The organism is Streptomyces sp. SID5469, from assembly GCF_009862865.1.
GTDB lineage: Bacteria > Actinomycetota > Actinomycetes > Streptomycetales > Streptomycetaceae > Streptomyces > Streptomyces avermitilis.
Window position 1 is genome coordinate 1,059,452 of record NZ_WWIN01000001.1, and the last position, 16,484, is coordinate 1,075,935.

The window sequence follows — 16,484 nt, forward strand, 5'->3', positions numbered from 1 at the left end:
GCCGCTCCCCGTCTGCCGACCGCCGTGCGGCAGGATGGGGCCATGAGCGTAGTCAAGATCAACGTACTGACCGTCCCCGCCGAGCAACGGGAGACGCTGGAGAAGCGCTTCGCCGCCCGTGCGCATGCCGTGGAGAGTTCCGACGGGTTCGAATGGTTCGAACTCCTCCGCCCCGTCGAAGGCACCGACGACTATCTCGTCTACACGCGGTGGCGCGACGAGGAGTCCTTCCAAGCCTGGATGGAGGGCCCCATGAAGGCGGCCCACCAAGGCGGCAACGCGGAGAGCGGCGAACGGCCCAAGCCGGCGGCGAGCGGCTCCACGCTGTGGTCCTTCGAGGTCGTGCAGCAGGCGGCACCGAAGAGCTCGTAGACAGGATGACGCGGGCGGTACAGCCATACCGGGCCGGTACCTGCTGGTACTTCTGCCTCACTGTCCTGCCCCGTCAGCGCTTCGCCCTGCATGCCCCGTCAGCGCCATGCCCTGCATCCCCCGTCGCACCACCGTCGCCGGGGGCATGCGGGCTTGGGCATGCGGGCTTGGTCTGCGATGACCGCCGCGTCAGGAGCATCTGAGCACGTCGGCAACGAGTTCGAGTTTGGACATCAGCTAGACCGACTCACCGGGTGCCAGGTATCGGTAGCCGCTGTCGGTCTCCCCGGCGAGCCAGCCGTTGACGCTGCTGAGGCCGCGATCGTTGATCTGGGCGTCGTGGATCGGGAACGCCCGTTGCGGTTTGATCGTCTTCACGAAGTGGATCGCCTCCGCCGTCTTCATCCACGATCCCTGGGCCGGGACCAGGAGCGTCTCGACCGGCTGCTCGGGGACGTGCAGTGAGTCACCGGGGTGGTAGATCGCCTCGTCGATGATGTAGCCGGGGTTCGCGCAGTCCGGTTGGCCGCCGTAGATGAACGCGTGACGCCCGCCAACCGCTCGTACGCGGAAGCCGGCGGCGGTGAACTCCGCATCGGAGGGCACCCCGGTGACTTCCAGCCGTGGAATGTTCGCTTCGGCCGGGGCGTAGACGGGCACGCCGAGCCCGGCCAGGCGCAGGACATCGATGTGATCGGCGTGTTCGTGGGTCACCAGCACGGCGTCCGCGCCGGTCAGGGCAGCCGGCTCGCTCCACATCCCGGGGTCGATGACCAGCACCCGGCCATCATGTTCGAGCCGTACACATGCGTGGGTGTATTTCGTGATCCGCATGGCGTCCCAACGTACGCCGGCCGCACCACCCCGCGCCCGCTGATCCCAGGCTGAACAACTGCCCCCTTGACCGCGCGGGCCCTGACAGAGCCGATCGCACACCGGGTCCAGTCGAGTTCGCCGTCGGCTTCCCACTCCATCCCCGTGTCGCCGTCGTCCACCGCCCCGCGGACGCACCGGCGACGACGGCGTTACCCGCTGAGTCAGCTCCCGTAGACCGTCGGGCACCACGCGCTCAACATCTGCCAGAGAGTCCCGGCAGTGACCGCGTGGAAGCAGCGGGGCGAGATGCCGGACCTGAACGCGACGCCGGTCCAGGCGGACCGTGCGGGAACTCTTGACAGGGGCCGGACGAGACTGGAGCCTTTGGCAACGTTGTCATCTCATCGAGCACAGAGGTCACTTGCTCCCCACTGGGGCTGTCTGGATTCCTCTGGGGCCATCTGGATTGGACCCACCGCACATGTCGACTCAGCCGCCGCGCCCTTCCCGTCGCTCGGTCCTGGCCACCGGTTCAACTCTGCTTGCCGGCTTCGGACTTGGCGTCACACTCCCCCAGACCAGCTACGCGGTCACGCCGTCGAGGCCCACCGGCGAGCGGGGTGAACTCGCCACCTATCGCCCGGTATCCGTTTCGTCCACCGACTACGCGCCCACGCCCGCCGAGTTCGTCGTGGACAAGGTCAACTCCGTGGGCGTGAAGGGCACAGGCTGGCGTGCCGCCGACGGTGATCCGCAGTGGATATCGGTGGATCTGCAGACGGACTGCACGGTCGACTCCGTGCACCTCACCTTCGAGGCGACGGCCGACGACCCGGTCTTCGTGCCCTCCACCAGCGGCAATCCCCGCGATCGCACGACCGGTCAGGAGGTCCTGTCCAGTTGCGCGGTGGAGTTCGTCGTCGAGACGTCGCGGGACCACCACGCGTGGACCACCGTCCACCGGACCACGTCCGGCAAGGGCGGCATGGTGGAGATCCCGCTGGACAAGCCGGTCACCGCGCGCTGGGTGCGGTTGACCGTGACCAAACGCTCCAACGCCAACCCGCTGGGCCTCAACGGCTTCGAGGTCTACGGCTCGGCGGGGGGACACCGCCCGTCGGCCACCGGCTGGACCGACTGGGGCACCCACGACCACCGGGCGCCCGCGCTCAAGGCGGCCGCCGACGGCACGGTCCCGTTGGAGTCCGGCTGGACGCTGACCATGGACGACTGGGCCGGCGGGAAGGGCGCGCAGCTGTCCCGGCCGGACGTGGACACGAGCCGCTGGCTGCCGGCGACCGTCCCGGGAACGGTACTGGCCTCGCTGGTGGACCAGGGCCATCTGCCGGACCCGGTGGCCGGCTTCAACAACCTGCACATTCCGGAGGCCCTGTCCCGGCACTCGTGGTGGTACCGACGCGGCTTCGAGCTGCCGCGCGCCTTGCGCACCGGTCCGGGCCGGCACATCTGGCTGGAGTTCGACGGTGTCAACCACACCGCGGAGATCTGGCTCAACGGGCAGAAGGTAGGCGGTCTGACGTACCCCTTCGCCCGTTCCTCCCACGACGTGACGAAGATGCTTGCCGGGAACGGCGAGCAGGCCCTGGCCGTCAAGATCACCCCCATGCCGTTCCCCGGCAGCCCAGGGGACAAGGGCCCCGCCGGGCTCGCCTTCGTGGACGCCGGCGCCACCATGATGAACCAGAACTCGCCGACGTACCTGGCCGCTTCCGGCTGGGACTGGATGCCGGCGGTGCGCGACCGTGTCTCCGGCATCTGGAACCACGTACGGCTGCGCTCCACCGGCCACGCCGTCATCGGCGACCCCCGGGTGGACACGAAGCTCCCCGACCTGCCCGACACCTCCAGGGCCGAGGTGACGATCGTGGTGCCGGTGCGCAACGTGGGCTCCGCGAGCAAACGGGTCACCGTCACGGCCGCCTTCGACGACGTACGGGTCTCCCGGTCCGTGACGGTGGCCGGCGGCGAGAGTGCCGACGTCACCTTCGCGCCCTCCACGTACGCCGCGTTGCGGCTGCGCGACCCCGAGCTGTGGTGGCCCAACGGCTACGGCCGCCCCGACCTGCACGACCTCACGCTGACCGCCTCGATCGACGGCGAGGAGAGCGACCGGCGCACCACCCGGTTCGGCATCCGGCAGTTCGGCTACGAGTACACGGTGCCGCTGCCGTTCGGCGGGAGCAGCGACCGGTACACCCAGCCGGTGCTCCTGGGCGTGCAGAAGGCGCGGTACGTACGGATCAAGTGCCTGACCCGGGCCACAGATTGGGGCTTCTCGCTGTGGACCCTGTCGGTGGTCGACAGTACGTCGGCCGGTACCGACCTGGCCCTGCACAAGACCGCCACCGCCTCCACGGAGGACTCCGGCAACACGGCGGCCAAGGTCACCGACGCCGACCCCGGCTCCCGCTGGTCCTCTGCCTTCGAGGACGGCCAGTGGATCCAGGTCGACCTCGGGTCCGTCGCCGCCTTCGACCGGGTCGATCTGACCTGGGAGAAGGCGTACGCCAAGACGTTCGTCGTGCAGGTGTCGACGGACGGCTCGACGTGGACCGACGCACGGTCGGTGGACAACGGTGCGGTTCCGCTGCCGTTCAACAGCGGCGCCGCGAGCCTTCAGACGGTGGACTTCGCCGCCCGCACCTCACGGTACGTGCGGATCAACTGTGGTGCTCGGGCGACCAGTTGGGGCATTTCGCTGTGGACGCTGTCGGTGGTCGACAGCTCCTCCCCCGGTACCGACCTGGCCCTGCGCAGGACCGCCACCGCCTCGACGGAGGATTCCGGGAAGCCCGCCTCCAACGCCACCGACGGCAACCCCGACTCCCGCTGGTCCTCCGAGTATCAGGACGACCAGTGGATCCAGGTGGACCTGGGCTCGTCCGTCTCCTTCGACCGGGTCGCGATCGTGTGGGAGCAGGCGTATCCGAAGACGTACGTGATCCAGGTGTCGGACGACGGTGACGCGTGGACGGACGTGAAGTCCGTGGACAACACCCCGGACCCGTTGAAGATCAGCGTCAACGGTGTCCGGGTCTTCTGCCGCGGTGGCAACTGGGGCTGGGACGAGTTGCTGCGCCGGATGCCGGCCGCCCGGATGGACGCGGCGGTGCGGATGCACCGCGACATGAACTTCACCATGATCCGCAACTGGGTCGCGTGCAGCAACCGGGAGGAGTTCTTCGCCAGTTGCGACGAGCACGGCCTGCTGGTGTGGAACGACTTCCCCAACGCCTGGGCGATGGACCCGCCGGACCACACGGCCTACAACGACCTGGCGCGGGACACCGTGCGGCGCTATCGCATCCACCCCAGCGTCGTCATCTGGTGCGGCGCCAATGAGGGCAATCCGCCCGAGGCCATCGACAAGGGCATGCGCGAGGCGGTCCGGTCCGAGGCGCCCGACGTCCTCTACCAGAACAACTCGGCGGGCGGCATCGTCACCGGCGGCGGCCCCTACGGCTGGGTGGAACCTGAGCGCTACTTCTCCCCCGCCACCTACGGGAGCGGCGATTTCGGCTTCCACACCGAGATCGGCATGCCCGTGGTGTCCACCGCCGAGAGCATGCGCAACCTCGTCGGCGACGAGCCGGAGTGGCCGATCAGCGGCGCCTGGCTCTACCACGACTGGAGCACCCGGGGTAACCAGGCCCCGCAGAACTACCGGGCGGCCATCGAGACCCGGCTCGACACCGCCGAGGACCTCGACGACTTCACGCGCAAGGCGCAGTTCGTCAACTACGAGAACGCCCGCGCCATGTTCGAGGCGTGGAACCAGAACCTCTGGCAGGACGCCAGCGGCCTCATGCTCTGGATGTCCCACCCGGCGTGGCACAGCACGGTGTGGCAGACGTACGACTACGACTTCGACGTCAACGGCATGTACTACGGGTCCCGCACGGCATGCGAACCCGTCCACGTCCAGGCCGACCCCAAGAACTGGCAGGTCATCGCGGTCAATCACACCCCGCGGAGGCTCAAGGACGTGACGGTCACGGCCCGCGCCTACGACCTGGGCGGGAAGCAGCTCGGTTCGACCCGGCGCGCCACGGTGAGTGTCCCCTCCTCCGCCACGGCCGAGGCATTCACCGCCGCGTTCGCGAGCTCCCTGCCGGACTTCCACCTCCTGCGCCTCAGCCTTCAGGACGGCCGAGGTCGCCTCCTGTCGCAGAACACCTACTGGCGCTACCGCCGGGCATCCGACATGAAAGCGCTCAACAAGGCGCGGACGGTGCGGGTTTCCGCCGACATCGGGCAGGTGACGCGTGCGGGATCGCGGCGCACGGCGACAGCCAGGATCCACAACCGCGGCTCGGCCGTCGCGGCGATGGTGAGGCTGTCACTTCTGGACAGCAGGACCGACGCCCGCGTGCTGCCGACGCTGTACAGCGACAACTACGTGTGGCTGCTGCCCGACGAGTCACGTACGGTCACGCTCTCCTGGCCTGCCGACGCACTCCCTTCGGGCCGGCCCGCACTGCGTGTCGAGGGCTACAACGTGCCGCGGACGGTGGCCCGTTCGTAGCTACGTATCGCTACGTATCGCTACGTATCGCTTCTGTGGGTCGAGGCAGTCCCAACTACGCCGGGATCATCCGGCTCGGTCACCGTAGGCGGCCCTGCTGGCCTCGATCGCTTGATCGCCCGGGCATCCCTAGCCGCAGTAGGTGTCCCGGTGGGGGCGCTCCCCCGTCGCCAGGTAGTGGGAGACGGTTCGGTCGCCGCACTCGTTGCCGTTGGCGAGGTAGGCGTCGTGACCGGTGGAGTTCACGGTGACCATGGTGGCGCGTTCGCCGAGGGCGTTGCGGAGTTTCAGGGCGCCGCTGAGCGGGGTGGCCACGTCCCGCCGGTTCTGGATGAGCAGGATGTTGGACGGGCCGTGGCCGGTGATCCGTACCGGGGGCTCCTGCGGTGTGAACGGCCAGGCGGCACAGGGCATCGCGTTCCTGGTCATGCCGGCGGTCAAGGGGTACGCGGCCCGGCTCTTGGCAACGTCCTTCTCGTACGCGGCTGCCGTCTTGGGCCATTCGATGTCGTTGCAGAGGGTCCCGGCGCCGACCGCCGCGGCGTTCTGCAGCACCGACTCCGGCGGCGCCTGGGGCGCGGGCGGTACGGTGCCCTGCTGGGCGGCCAGGATCAGCCGGGCCAGGCCGGGGAAGCCGCTGGGCGCGTAGAGGCTGTCCAGCATGGTCTGGCGCAGCACATTGCCGTTCAGCTCCTGCGGATTGGCGCCGGGCCAGGGGATCGGCTCGCGGTCCAGCTTCTCGGCGAGGCGGAGGAAGAGCGGCCGTACCTCGGACGCCTTCTCGGCCAGCCGGTCCGGGTTGCCGGGCGCCGAGGCCCACTCGGCGAACTCGGGGAAGGTGTCCTCGACGCCGGCTTCGTGCCCGGCGAGCCAGGCGCGGGCCACCCGGGTGTGGTCGGGGTCGTCATTGCTGTCCAGCACGATGCGGTCGGTGCGGTGCGGGAACAGCTGGCTGTAGACGGCGCCGACATACGTCCCGTACGAGACACCCCACGCGGACAGTTTCTGCTCGCCGAGCGCCGCGCGGATGCGGTCGATGTCGCGAGCGTTGTTGGCGGTGCTGATGTGGCGGATCAGGTCGCCGCCGTTGCGTGCGCAGGCATCCGACATTCGCTGGGCGGTGACCATGTTTTCGGTGATCGACCCGTCGGGGGCGGGCCAGGGCCGTAGCTTCGAAGTGGCGAGGTCGCCGTACTCGAGGCCGCAGGTGACCGGGGTGGAGCGGCCCAGCCCCCTGGGGTCGAACCCGATCAGGTCGTACGCGTCCCGCACCTCCTGCGGCAGCTTTTGGCCTTTGCCCGATGGGTTGTTGAGGCTGGAGCCGCCGGGCCCGCCGGGGATCAGGAGCAGTGCGCCACGACGCGCCTGCGGCTTCTCGCTGGGAATCCGCGAGATGGCCACGCTGATCTTCGCGCCGCCCGGGTTGGCGTAGTCCATCGGCACCTCGAGAGTCGCGCACTGCTGGCGGGGGTCGAGCCCGCTTCCCTCGCATGTCGCCCAGTCCAGGGGGCGGGCGCACCTGTGGTGGAAGCCGTCGCAGTGAGTGGCGCGGTGAGACTGAGGACGACCGCGGAGGCGGCGAGAAGGGCCGCGTTTGTCTTGATCTTCATCATGCAGACGAGCTTCGCTGATGCTCCGCGGCAGCCCCATCCTGCCAACTGGCCTGTGTGCACGGGGGTTTACCCCATCCCCAACCCCAGGCCGGCCTGACGGCTCATGGAGGGTGCCTCGGAGCCTATTCGAGGGTGTTCGAGCTCCTCCCGATCACCCGTTTGGTGCCTACCAGGACTCGGTAACGCTCCCGTGCCGCGAAGTCGGCCAGGCCCCACACGGTCGGGTGTCCGACCTCCGCGCAGAGGTGGAGGACTGCGTCGTCACCGGCCCAAACGCCGACGTGGGCGCCGTAGGCACTGGCAGAGGCGTTGAAGAGGAGCAGGTCGAGTGGCTGGGGGGCCGAAACACGGACGGTGGTCTCTGTGTCGCCCCACAGTTCGCTGGAGCGCAAGGGTGGCGGGGTCAGGCCGAAGAGCCCGAGCACCTCGTAAGCGAACAGTTGGCAGTTGCCGCCCGCCGTGAGGCCGGGCTGATCGGCCACGGTGGCCGCCCCTGGGAAACGTGCTCCGGCGTAGGGGACGGTCCAGAAGTCGGCCGGAAGCCGGGGCAGGATCGGTTCCATATCGCCATGATGTCCCCGGCCGCTGAGGGCCCCAACCCATATTCGGTGAGAGTGGTCGGACTTCGGCGAGAGGGGACGTCCCGGTCCGGAGCCTGCGGCCGCAACCCCGAATCCGCCGAGAGGCGCGTGCACTTCATCGGCACAGGGGCCTGTACGTCGGTGGTGGCCAGGGGGCGTCTGAACGTCGGTGGCGGCCAGAGTGCGTCCGAGCGTCGGTGGCGGGCAGGGGGCCTCTCCGTGATCCTCTGGCGCCCCTAATTCCTTCGACAGAGTGGAATCGAGCTGGCAGGCTGCGCGCATGATTTACGGAATCGAGTCCCGCCCCGCCCGGTGAGCGCCCAGGAAGAGCGCGACGCGCTCACCCTCCCGCTTGCCCTGTACGACTACGCCCTGCACCTGCTGCGGGAGTCCCGCGACGGAGTCCCGCCCCCGCGTGGTTACTCCCTCCCCCAGAGGCCCGAACCCGACGAGGCCCCACCGTCCCACGAAGCGGCGGAGATCGCCGTCCGGGAAGCACTGAGCCCACTACCGGAAGACTCCGCCACCCTGCACCGCCGCTTCGCCCGGCACGGCATCCGGGACCTCCACAAGCACCTGATCCGGTCCGCCGTCTTCAACCTGTCGCTGCCGAACGGGCAGCATGACGCGGCCCGTTCGCTGGGCCGACAGCTGACCCGGACCGGCACCACCGTCCCCGCCGTCACCGCGGGCCTTGCCCTGCTCATCCGATACGGCGAGCCCGAAGACGTCCCGTATCTCTCCGCCCTCGGCCTGCTCCGGGAGTTCACCCGCCCGGCGGTCGACGCCCTCGACCCCCTCGACCGCCAGTCCGCGGCCATCGTCTGGCTTGTCACCCACACCGGCCGCGACGAACTGCGGCCACTCCTTCGCGCCCTGTGGACAGGGGATCAGCAAGCCATCCGTACGGAGCTGGAGGCGTTCCCTGCCACACCCAGGTTCCTCAGTACCACGGCCGCCCGCCGGATCGCGGAGGCCACCCGGCTGCCCGATCTGCTTGACCACCACCCCTCCGACGCTGCCCTGCTCGCCCGGGCGGGCAGGCTCCTCGTGCGGATGGGATGCACGCGCGACAACCCGACCGACCTCCTTGTCTACCGTGACGCGCTCACCGTGTACGAACGTGTCGTCACACGGGCCGGCCTCCTGCCGCCGACCCTCGACCACCACGCCACCCTGCTCTCGCTCGCGCTGGATCTGAGCAGCGGCCCAGGCGTGCTGCTGGACTGGCCTCCGGGCCGGCGCGCGGCGCTGTTGGAATCACTCGGGCTGCTGCTGGCCGAACCCCGATGGGCCTCGCTGGCGGACACCGGCGCAGGCGAGGCGGACCAGCGGCTGCGGGCCGGCTGGATCCAGCGCACTGGGCGGCAGCCCTTCACACGCCCAGCCACGCCCGGCAGGCTGCGCGTGGAGGTCGTGGCGGGCGACCCCGTGGACCGGGAACCTGTCGAGACCCGCATCCTGGTCGACGGGCGTCCTCTCGTCCCGGCGGTCTTCGCCCGCGGTCCCGCCCGTTGCCCCGAGTACCTGCTGGACGAGGGCCGGCTCAGGGCCGGGCCGGAGCCCCGTGAGGTACAGCTCGCAGTGGCCTCCTGCACCGAGGGGTGCTGTGGCGCGCTCTATGTCACCATCCGACGCGACGGGGACCAGGTCGTGTGGGAGGGCTGGCGGCGGCCACCGACCATGCCGGGTTCCCGGGAGCCCGCGCCCGCACTGCCTGCCTACCGGTTCGACGCCGCCGCCTACGACGCGGAGGTCGCCCGGGCGGAGACCGACCGCTCCTGGCCCTGGCCGGCCCGCAGCACGGCCCGCCTGATCAAAGCGGGGCTGATGGAACGGCCGGAGTTGCTGAGCCGGTGGGATGCCCGTCGGGGCTGGATCAGCAGTGGCTTCGACGACCCGGACACCACCGTGGTGACCTTCTGGTACGTGCCGGGACTCGCCGCCGGGAAGCCGGTCGGCGACCCGCTCCAGTTCCGCTGGGTCGTGCCGGACGACGGCACGCCGCCCGAGGCACAGGCCGCCGCCGCCCTGCGCCGGCTGGCCGAGGAGGACCCGAAGACCTACGGGCAGGTGTGCGGCGGCAGCCGCGAACGCGCCGAAGAGCTCGGGTTCGGCTGGCCCGATCGCGCCTGAGCAGCCCGAGAGCGTCCGTAACCGGGGTCACCGGGGTCCGAACCGCACCGACACGCACCCATGACCTGCGGATCGCCGACACACCTGGCGAACCGCCGGCCAGGATCTCCCCCGCTGTCGCCGTGCCGACAACCGAACGCCGTGCAGAACTGTCTGAAACGCCGTGGCACCGAACTTGAGCGGACGGTGCGAGGTGCACGCGCGGCGACGGTTTGGCCGGCGCCTCCCGACAATGCCGTCGTTGCCGGGCGGTCACCCCGCCAGGGCGTGGCCTGCTGGTGGAGTCGGCTCAGATGCCGAAGGCGCCGCCCTGGACGAGGATGAGCAGGCCGATGGTGATCAGAACCAGCGGCAGCAGGACGTGGCCCCAGCGGCTGAGGGCCTTGGCGATGACCGGGCGGGTGGCGAAGAACCTGCCCGCGAAGCACCAGATGGCGACCAGGACGAGAAACACGACGGCGTACACGCTCATCCCGCCGACGCCGGCGGTGGCGAACACCGGGACGTAGACACCGATGTTGTCGCCTCCGTTGGCGAAAGTGACGGCCGCGACCTCCAGCGGGCTCGGCCCGCCTCCCTTGGCATCAGCTTCCTCGGTGTCCTCGCCGTCGCGGTGGTTCTTCCAGGCCTGCCAGGCTGCCTTGAGGCCCAGGGCGAGCGGCAGCAGTCCGAGGTAGGGGATCGCAGATTCGGGCAGGAACGTGGCGCCGAACGCCGCGGCGATGGCCACGGCGAGGATGGCGGTGAAGCCGAGGTACTGGCCGATCACGATCTTGCGGGTGGATCCGCGGTGCCCGGCGCCCTGGGCGAAGAAGAGCGCCAGGATCAGGATGTCGTCGATGTTGGTGACGGCGAACAGTCCGGCTGCCTGCCCGATGATGCCCAGGTTCACGAACCAGCCCACTCTGCTCAGACGCCAATGACTGGATGACCCTACTCGGGGCCCTTGGGTCCCTTGGGTCCCTCGGGGCCCTCGGGGCCCTCGGGGCCCTCGGGGCCGAACGAGGAGCGGTGGCCGTCCTCGCGAGCCTGATCAGACTTGGCTGTCACAAGACCGGCCGGTGGTCCAACTTCGGGGCGATCGGTCCAGGTTCGCTGTCACCGTACAAGGTCTGCTGTCACGGAAACTTGCCCCCTGCTGAGGGTTACATCGAGTTTCGCGAAGGGTCACCGCGTGGTCGGCGAGTCGTCGCCGCAGCCCATGCCCGCGTGACATGCGTTCCGATAAGAGTCCTCGTAAACGCGCTCCCCGGGAGCTTTCAGGCACAGCGTGGTCCCGCAGATGACGATGAACATCACAGCCTGGCTGACAGCGACCGCGCGCATGCGCCGGATCCCGGCCACGGCCATGGCAACCAGGGCGGCGATCGGTACGACCGCGGCCTTCTTCAGGTAGGGGCCCGGCGGGTCGCCATGATGCTGTGGGTCCCATGACCAGTAGGACCCCATCCAGGACAGGCCGATCAAGGCGAGGATTGCCATCTCGACGACGACCAGGGCCACGGCCAGTCCCCTACCGGTGCGTTCAGAGCTCACGTCCACCAAGCGACCATCACCCGAGCCGATGCGCCGCGTCGTGAGTACCCGTACTCAAATGCGCCGTCAGAGGACAGGAAGTCCTTCCCTCGCAGGCTGTCCTGCCTGAACGAAGGCCAGGCCGCGGCCGATGCGATCGCGAGGGGGTGGAAGCTGATCATCGACTGAACAGGTGTGCTTGGCCCGGGGCGATGTGCGGTCGGCTCAACCAGGGCCCGGTCGAAACCGGTCGACACCGGTCGGCACCAATCGACTGCGGTCGCTGCTGGCGGTCCTGCCGCTGGTCCGGCCGGTTCCCGGACGGACGTCCGGTGCTGGCGGTGGACGTCTCGTCGTGGCTTGGGTCGGACGCCCGTGCTCGCGGGAGGGACTGGTGTGCACGTCTACGGCCGGGCGAAGACGGCCTCGCGGTTCATCCCTGACTGGCCGTAGTCTTTCTTCGCCGTGCTGGAGATGGGCGCCCCTCCTGGACACAGGTCAAGGCCGAATTCGCCTTCTGGAGCGGGAGTTGGCCGAGAACCCGGTCAGCAGCGAAAGGCGGGCAGTCGTCGGTACGCAGAACGCCTGCCCCGCCGGAGGCGGGGCAGGCGTCACGATGCAGCTCAGGCGGGGGTGATGTTCTCCGCCTGCGGGCCCTTCTGGCCCTGGGTGACATCGAAGTTCACCTTCTGGCCTTCCTGAAGCTCACGGAAGCCCGAGCTGGCGATGTTCGAGTAGTGGGCGAAGACGTCCGGGCCTCCACCGTCCTGCTCGATGAAGCCGAAGCCCTTTTCCGAGTTGAACCACTTGACGGTACCGCTGGCCATTTGCCCTCCAAGGGACGTGAAAGTCGGTTCCCGCACCGCGCGGGAACCGGAGGTGATCGCCCTGGTCCTCAGAGGCTTTGAACAGCAAAACGCCCGTGAACTCGCGCTCACGGGCGACCGGTACTTCGGAACCATGACAGCTAGACCAGACGCTACACCGAGTCTTCGCTGCGCACCACGGGAATTCCAGTCTCGTGTGGTGTAAAGATCACCGCTGTGGAGCCCGCACAGCTACGTCCGGGCCGCAGGGCCGCTACGTCCGGGCCACAAGGCCGCCCATGGGTGAGTTCGCAGTCCCGCGCCGCGCACCGGCTACCGCCTGTCGGCCGCACCCCGCTGGCCTCGCGGTGCCGAGACGGCAGTCCTGCGCCGCCAACCCATCCGCGCCCGCATCCCTTACCCGCGACCAGCCGGCAGCCCACGCCGAATTTCCATGTTCTTCCACCTCTCCTGTCTTCCAGGCAGGGGGAGAGGCAGACGCCCTTGTGTTACCGGTCAGGCGGCAACCGGGGCCGGGACAGGCAGTGCCCGCCGTACGTGGGAGCACAGCCCGTCCTCCCCCTTCGTCGGAAGGCGCATCCGCCGCTTGAAATCACGTGTGGTTGGCAGACCCAGGGCGCTGCGCCAGGCCATACCGGGATGCCGGAACCGTAGGTGAGCCAGGGCCCGGGCGCCCAGTCCAGTGTCATGGAAGCGCTCCTCGATGACCACGCCGGTGACCACGGCCTCCGCACACGCCGTACAGATGCGGTAGTCGACCCGCCCGACGACTTTGCGGACGTGGACAAGGAGCAGGTACTCCTCACCACCGCCGGTATCCCCCGGGGTGCGGGAGGACAGGAACTCGACATCGCGGTAGGCGATCATCCGAAGGCGTAGTCGGCCGGTGATCCGAGCCTTCCGCCGGTGCCTGCCACTCCCCAGGCCGACGACTGGTGTCTCGCCCGCGGGGGCCGGGTTGAACGCATTGCTCGTGGGACGCGCATGGAGTGCTGGCATGAATGCCCGTGTGCCCAAAAGCTGCCCTTCTAGCCCTTCACGGCCCAGATCGACAAAGAGCCGACGGCCGGCCGGTTCCAGGACCGCTCAAGGGAGGCAACGGATGCACTGAGATGCACTGACTGCACCCCGGTGGTGGCTGATCACGAGCCGGGCGGACTTCTTGTCGAAGTCCTTGGCCCTGGCGACCTTGAGGTCAGCCATGCTGTCCCATCGGCGGCGAGGCCAAGGGCGACGGCCTGCCCCAGACTCCGGCCTTACGCAGGTCTGATGATCGTTGCGGTGACGCCCCCAGCCCGGGAGGACCGGGAGGCGAGGCCGGGGGCCCGGGGGCGGTCCTCCTGCCGCCGGTGCACCTCGACATCCTCGGGGTCCTCAGCCGTCTGTCCAGCGCCGGACATCGCCGTCGGCGGCGCCACGGCCGACGCTGCGCATTCGGCGTCCGGCGTCGGGCGTCCGGCCGCAGGCAATCGACGTCCACTGAAGTGGGCGCCCGCCCCGCCACTCCACCCCACTGGGATCGTCGAGCAGCTCGCCGGGGTCGGGCGGGCCGGCGGCGGCCTCGAGGAACACCACCAGGTCGTGGGCGGAGCGAGCCAGGCCCAGCATCTCGTCCCGGCCGCCTCTGTGCGCTGATCTCGGCGCGGCAAACTGATCTTGGCGCGGCGGGACGGGCCGCGGTCAGCGGCTTCGGGTTGCTCCCCGCCGCCGTTGCGCAGACGAGGAAGAAGGCGGCGGGAAGGCCTCCCCCTCCTCTTCGTCTTCCAGTGGCGACAGATCGACGGTGTAGAGCGGCTGGAGGAACAGATCGCGGTACTGCGGTACAGCTGGCGAGCCTGCTGCACCGTGCAGGGGACGCGCGGGATCGCGGTGGGAAGAGGCAGCAGGCATGCACAACCATCCGGAGTCGAGGGCCGCGCGAATCCAAGGGGAGCCATCGACCCGTGACTACCGGTATCTGTTTGCTCCGCGCGCGGTAGCCCTATTAGACCCTATTGGCGGTCGGCAGGACGTCAGCGGGCGGTGTGAGTGGCTGGGGGAGTTGCAACATCGCGTGGCGCGCCGCCGCCCGCGAAGGGCGGCGAGGCTGCCCAGCCCGGCCATCGCGAGGCCGCCAGGACGGATCGGCCGAGCACCGGGTGCACGCCGACGGCCAGTGTGGCGGCTGCGCGAATTGCGTTGAGACACAGGCGCCCTGGGGTGCTCTCGATGTGCCACGCCCCCCCGTGACCGCCCGCTTCGCCTACAGGCCGGTCAGAATCGTCATCCCCACCGTCTTGACCTGTCACGCCGTCCGTCCCCACCCCCAACGGACGTTCCACCGTGGTGACATGACGGGCCACAGCTCACGCTTTCTTCTACATTGATGTAGATTTTTCTTTCGGTCCACCCCGCTCGGGCGCGTATGCCCGGTCGACGGCAACACGGAGGAGAGCAGCGTGGGAGTTTCCCTGTCCAAAGGCGGCAATGTCTCGCTCAGCAAGGAGGCGCCGGGCCTGACCGCGGTCCTCGTCGGCCTGGGCTGGGACGTGCGGACCACCACGGGCACCGACTACGACCTCGACGCGTCCGCGCTGCTGGTCGACACCTCCGGCAAGGTCCTCTCCGACCAGCACTTCATCTTCTACAACAACCTGAAGAGCCCGGACGGCTCGGTGGAGCACACCGGCGACAACCTCACCGGTGAGGGCGAGGGCGACGACGAGTCCGTCAAGGTGAACCTCGCCGCCGTGCCCGCCGAGGTCGACAAGATCGTCTTCCCGGTCTCGATTCACGACGCCGAGAGCCGCGGTCAGAGTTTCGGCCAGGTCCGCAACGCCTTCATCCGCGTCGTCAACCAGGCGGGCGGTCAGGAGATCGCGCGGTACGACCTGTCCGAGGACGCCTCGACCGAAACCGCGATGGTCTTCGGGGAGCTGTACCGGAACGGCGCCGATTGGAAGTTCCGCGCCGTCGGCCAGGGCTACGCGTCGGGCCTGTCCGGCATCGCCTCCGACTTCGGCGTCAACGTCTGACGGCACCAACAAGCCCTCAGCGCCCACGCATTGATCCCCATGCTCCGCCCGCGCATTGATCCCCATCGCCAGATCGACACGATCTGGAGCTGAGCGCGGGCGCGGGGCATCCTCCGCGCGCATCCCGCGGTTGGGTGACGACAGGGCCTCCCGGCGCTGTCGTCACACCGATGCCCTACAGGCGGGGAGTCGCCTCCAAACGGCCGTCCTTCCGACCTGCGACCGCGCACAGGGCGACGCCGAGGACCGTGTTGCCCTGTGTTCCATAGCCCGGGAACGAGATGATGTCACCCGGGGAAGCGACACGGCAGGGGACGTTGGCTCCGTCGCGATAGACGACAGTCACGTCATACGCACTCGAGCAGTCGTTGGTGACAAACGTGTAGCGCCAGTCCGAGTTGATGTGCACGCAAGCGGGCGGGCTGTCCCAGCCTTCCTCTGCCTCGCGGGATGCCGCCTGCGCCGCCACGCCGGACGACACGGCGAGCAAGCCTGCCGTCAGCCCCGTGATGGTTGAACGAATGAACCGCCTCATGGCGCTGTTTCCCTTCACTTCGTGAACAGGAGTGCCATCAGCGTACGAGGGGCCGAGCGGCTCTGAAATATTTTGCGACAACTTTCGCAAGAACCGGAGGACCGCGCATCCACGTCCCGGTGAGCGGGTGGTGTCCGAACCCCCAGCTGAGGGCGTCATGTTCAGGCGCTGGGTCTGAACGGCGCCTCGGCCGGGCGCAGGCGACGGGGAGAACTGTCCCCGTCCCCTGGTGACGCGGCAGGACTGAATCCTGTCACCGGCTCCAAGAACATCAACTGGTGAAGCCCGCGCGGATCGACCTGAAGCGATCGGCCACGCCTTCCCTTCGGCCGCCGTCCTACGACCGTCCCCGCGCCGGTCGCTCGGCACGGGGACGGTCGGCACGCGGACGGTCGGCACGCGGACGGTCGGCATAGGCGCGTTCAGCGCTTGAACACCGCCACCGTGCGGCCCGGCACCTCGAAGGTTCCCGCGCTCTTCGTGTAGGTGGCGGTCTTGACCACGCGGTCCGCGCCGGAGGCCTCGGGTG

Annotated in this window: 12 protein-coding genes and 2 pseudogenes; 4 read left to right on the top strand and 10 right to left on the bottom strand. The window is 69.1% G+C overall.

Going from position 1 to position 16,484, the window contains the following annotated elements; genetic code table 11:
• Positions 1-42 precede the first annotated feature (42 nt).
• Positions 43-372 (top strand): antibiotic biosynthesis monooxygenase, encoded by a 330-nt coding sequence (locus GTY58_RS04730; RefSeq protein WP_010982323.1) that lies wholly within the window; start codon positions 43-45, stop codon positions 370-372.
• A 237-nt stretch (positions 373-609) separates the two neighbouring features.
• Here GTY58_RS04730 and GTY58_RS04735 read toward each other — a convergent pair whose 3' ends face one another.
• Together GTY58_RS04735 and GTY58_RS40420 are read right to left on the bottom strand one after the other, a co-directional pair.
• Complete coding sequence (locus GTY58_RS04735) at positions 610-1,206, bottom strand: MBL fold metallo-hydrolase (RefSeq protein ID WP_010982324.1); 597 nt, start codon at positions 1,204-1,206, stop codon at positions 610-612.
• Positions 1,207-1,262: 56 nt separating this feature from the next.
• Positions 1,263-1,485, bottom strand: a pseudogene (locus tag GTY58_RS40420) (hypothetical protein); the annotation flags it as partial.
• 184 nt (positions 1,486-1,669) lie between these two features.
• On the opposite strand from GTY58_RS40420, the gene GTY58_RS04740 reads away from it, so the two are divergent.
• Entirely contained in the window at positions 1,670-5,734 is a 4,065-nt protein-coding gene (locus tag GTY58_RS04740; protein WP_010982325.1) for a discoidin domain-containing protein, read from the top strand.
• 129 nt (positions 5,735-5,863) lie between these two features.
• Here the strand turns inward: GTY58_RS04740 and GTY58_RS04745 are convergent.
• Together GTY58_RS04745 and GTY58_RS04750 are read right to left on the bottom strand one after the other, a co-directional pair.
• Positions 5,864-7,347: pseudogene (locus tag GTY58_RS04745) on the bottom strand (alpha/beta hydrolase).
• Positions 7,348-7,469: 122 nt separating this feature from the next.
• Positions 7,470-7,910: a hypothetical protein gene (locus GTY58_RS04750; RefSeq protein WP_037651582.1), complete on the bottom strand. Its 441-nt coding sequence runs from the start codon at positions 7,908-7,910 to the stop codon at positions 7,470-7,472.
• Positions 7,911-8,240: 330 nt separating this feature from the next.
• Here GTY58_RS04750 and GTY58_RS04755 point away from each other — a divergent pair, with 330 nt between their 5' ends.
• Positions 8,241-10,064: a hypothetical protein gene (locus tag GTY58_RS04755; RefSeq protein WP_010982328.1), complete on the top strand. Its 1,824-nt coding sequence runs from the start codon at positions 8,241-8,243 to the stop codon at positions 10,062-10,064.
• A gap of 289 nt (positions 10,065-10,353) precedes the next feature.
• Here GTY58_RS04755 and GTY58_RS04760 read toward each other — a convergent pair whose 3' ends face one another.
• From GTY58_RS04760 to GTY58_RS39470, 5 genes are all read right to left on the bottom strand, one after another.
• Complete coding sequence (locus GTY58_RS04760) at positions 10,354-10,956, bottom strand: cadmium resistance transporter (RefSeq protein WP_037651603.1); 603 nt, start codon at positions 10,954-10,956, stop codon at positions 10,354-10,356.
• 275 nt (positions 10,957-11,231) lie between these two features.
• Complete coding sequence (locus tag GTY58_RS04765) at positions 11,232-11,567, bottom strand: DUF6234 family protein (protein ID WP_010982330.1); 336 nt, start codon at positions 11,565-11,567, stop codon at positions 11,232-11,234.
• Between the two features lie 635 nt (positions 11,568-12,202).
• Positions 12,203-12,406 (bottom strand): cold-shock protein, encoded by a 204-nt coding sequence (locus GTY58_RS04770; RefSeq protein ID WP_010982331.1) that lies wholly within the window; start codon positions 12,404-12,406, stop codon positions 12,203-12,205.
• 495 nt (positions 12,407-12,901) lie between these two features.
• Entirely contained in the window at positions 12,902-13,273 is a 372-nt protein-coding gene (locus tag GTY58_RS04775) for a hypothetical protein (RefSeq protein ID WP_174514661.1), read from the bottom strand.
• A gap of 507 nt (positions 13,274-13,780) precedes the next feature.
• On the bottom strand, positions 13,781-14,014 hold the full coding sequence (locus GTY58_RS39470; RefSeq protein ID WP_010982333.1) for a hypothetical protein: 234 nt from the start codon (positions 14,012-14,014) through the stop codon (positions 13,781-13,783).
• 830 nt (positions 14,015-14,844) lie between these two features.
• On the opposite strand from GTY58_RS39470, the gene GTY58_RS04780 reads away from it, so the two are divergent.
• Positions 14,845-15,420, top strand: a complete 576-nt coding sequence (locus GTY58_RS04780; RefSeq protein WP_010982334.1) for a TerD family protein — start codon at positions 14,845-14,847, stop codon at positions 15,418-15,420.
• 175 nt (positions 15,421-15,595) lie between these two features.
• Here GTY58_RS04780 and GTY58_RS04785 read toward each other — a convergent pair whose 3' ends face one another.
• Positions 15,596-15,955, bottom strand: a complete 360-nt coding sequence (locus GTY58_RS04785) for an alpha-amylase (protein WP_010982335.1) — start codon at positions 15,953-15,955, stop codon at positions 15,596-15,598.
• Positions 15,956-16,484: the final 529 nt, after the last annotated feature.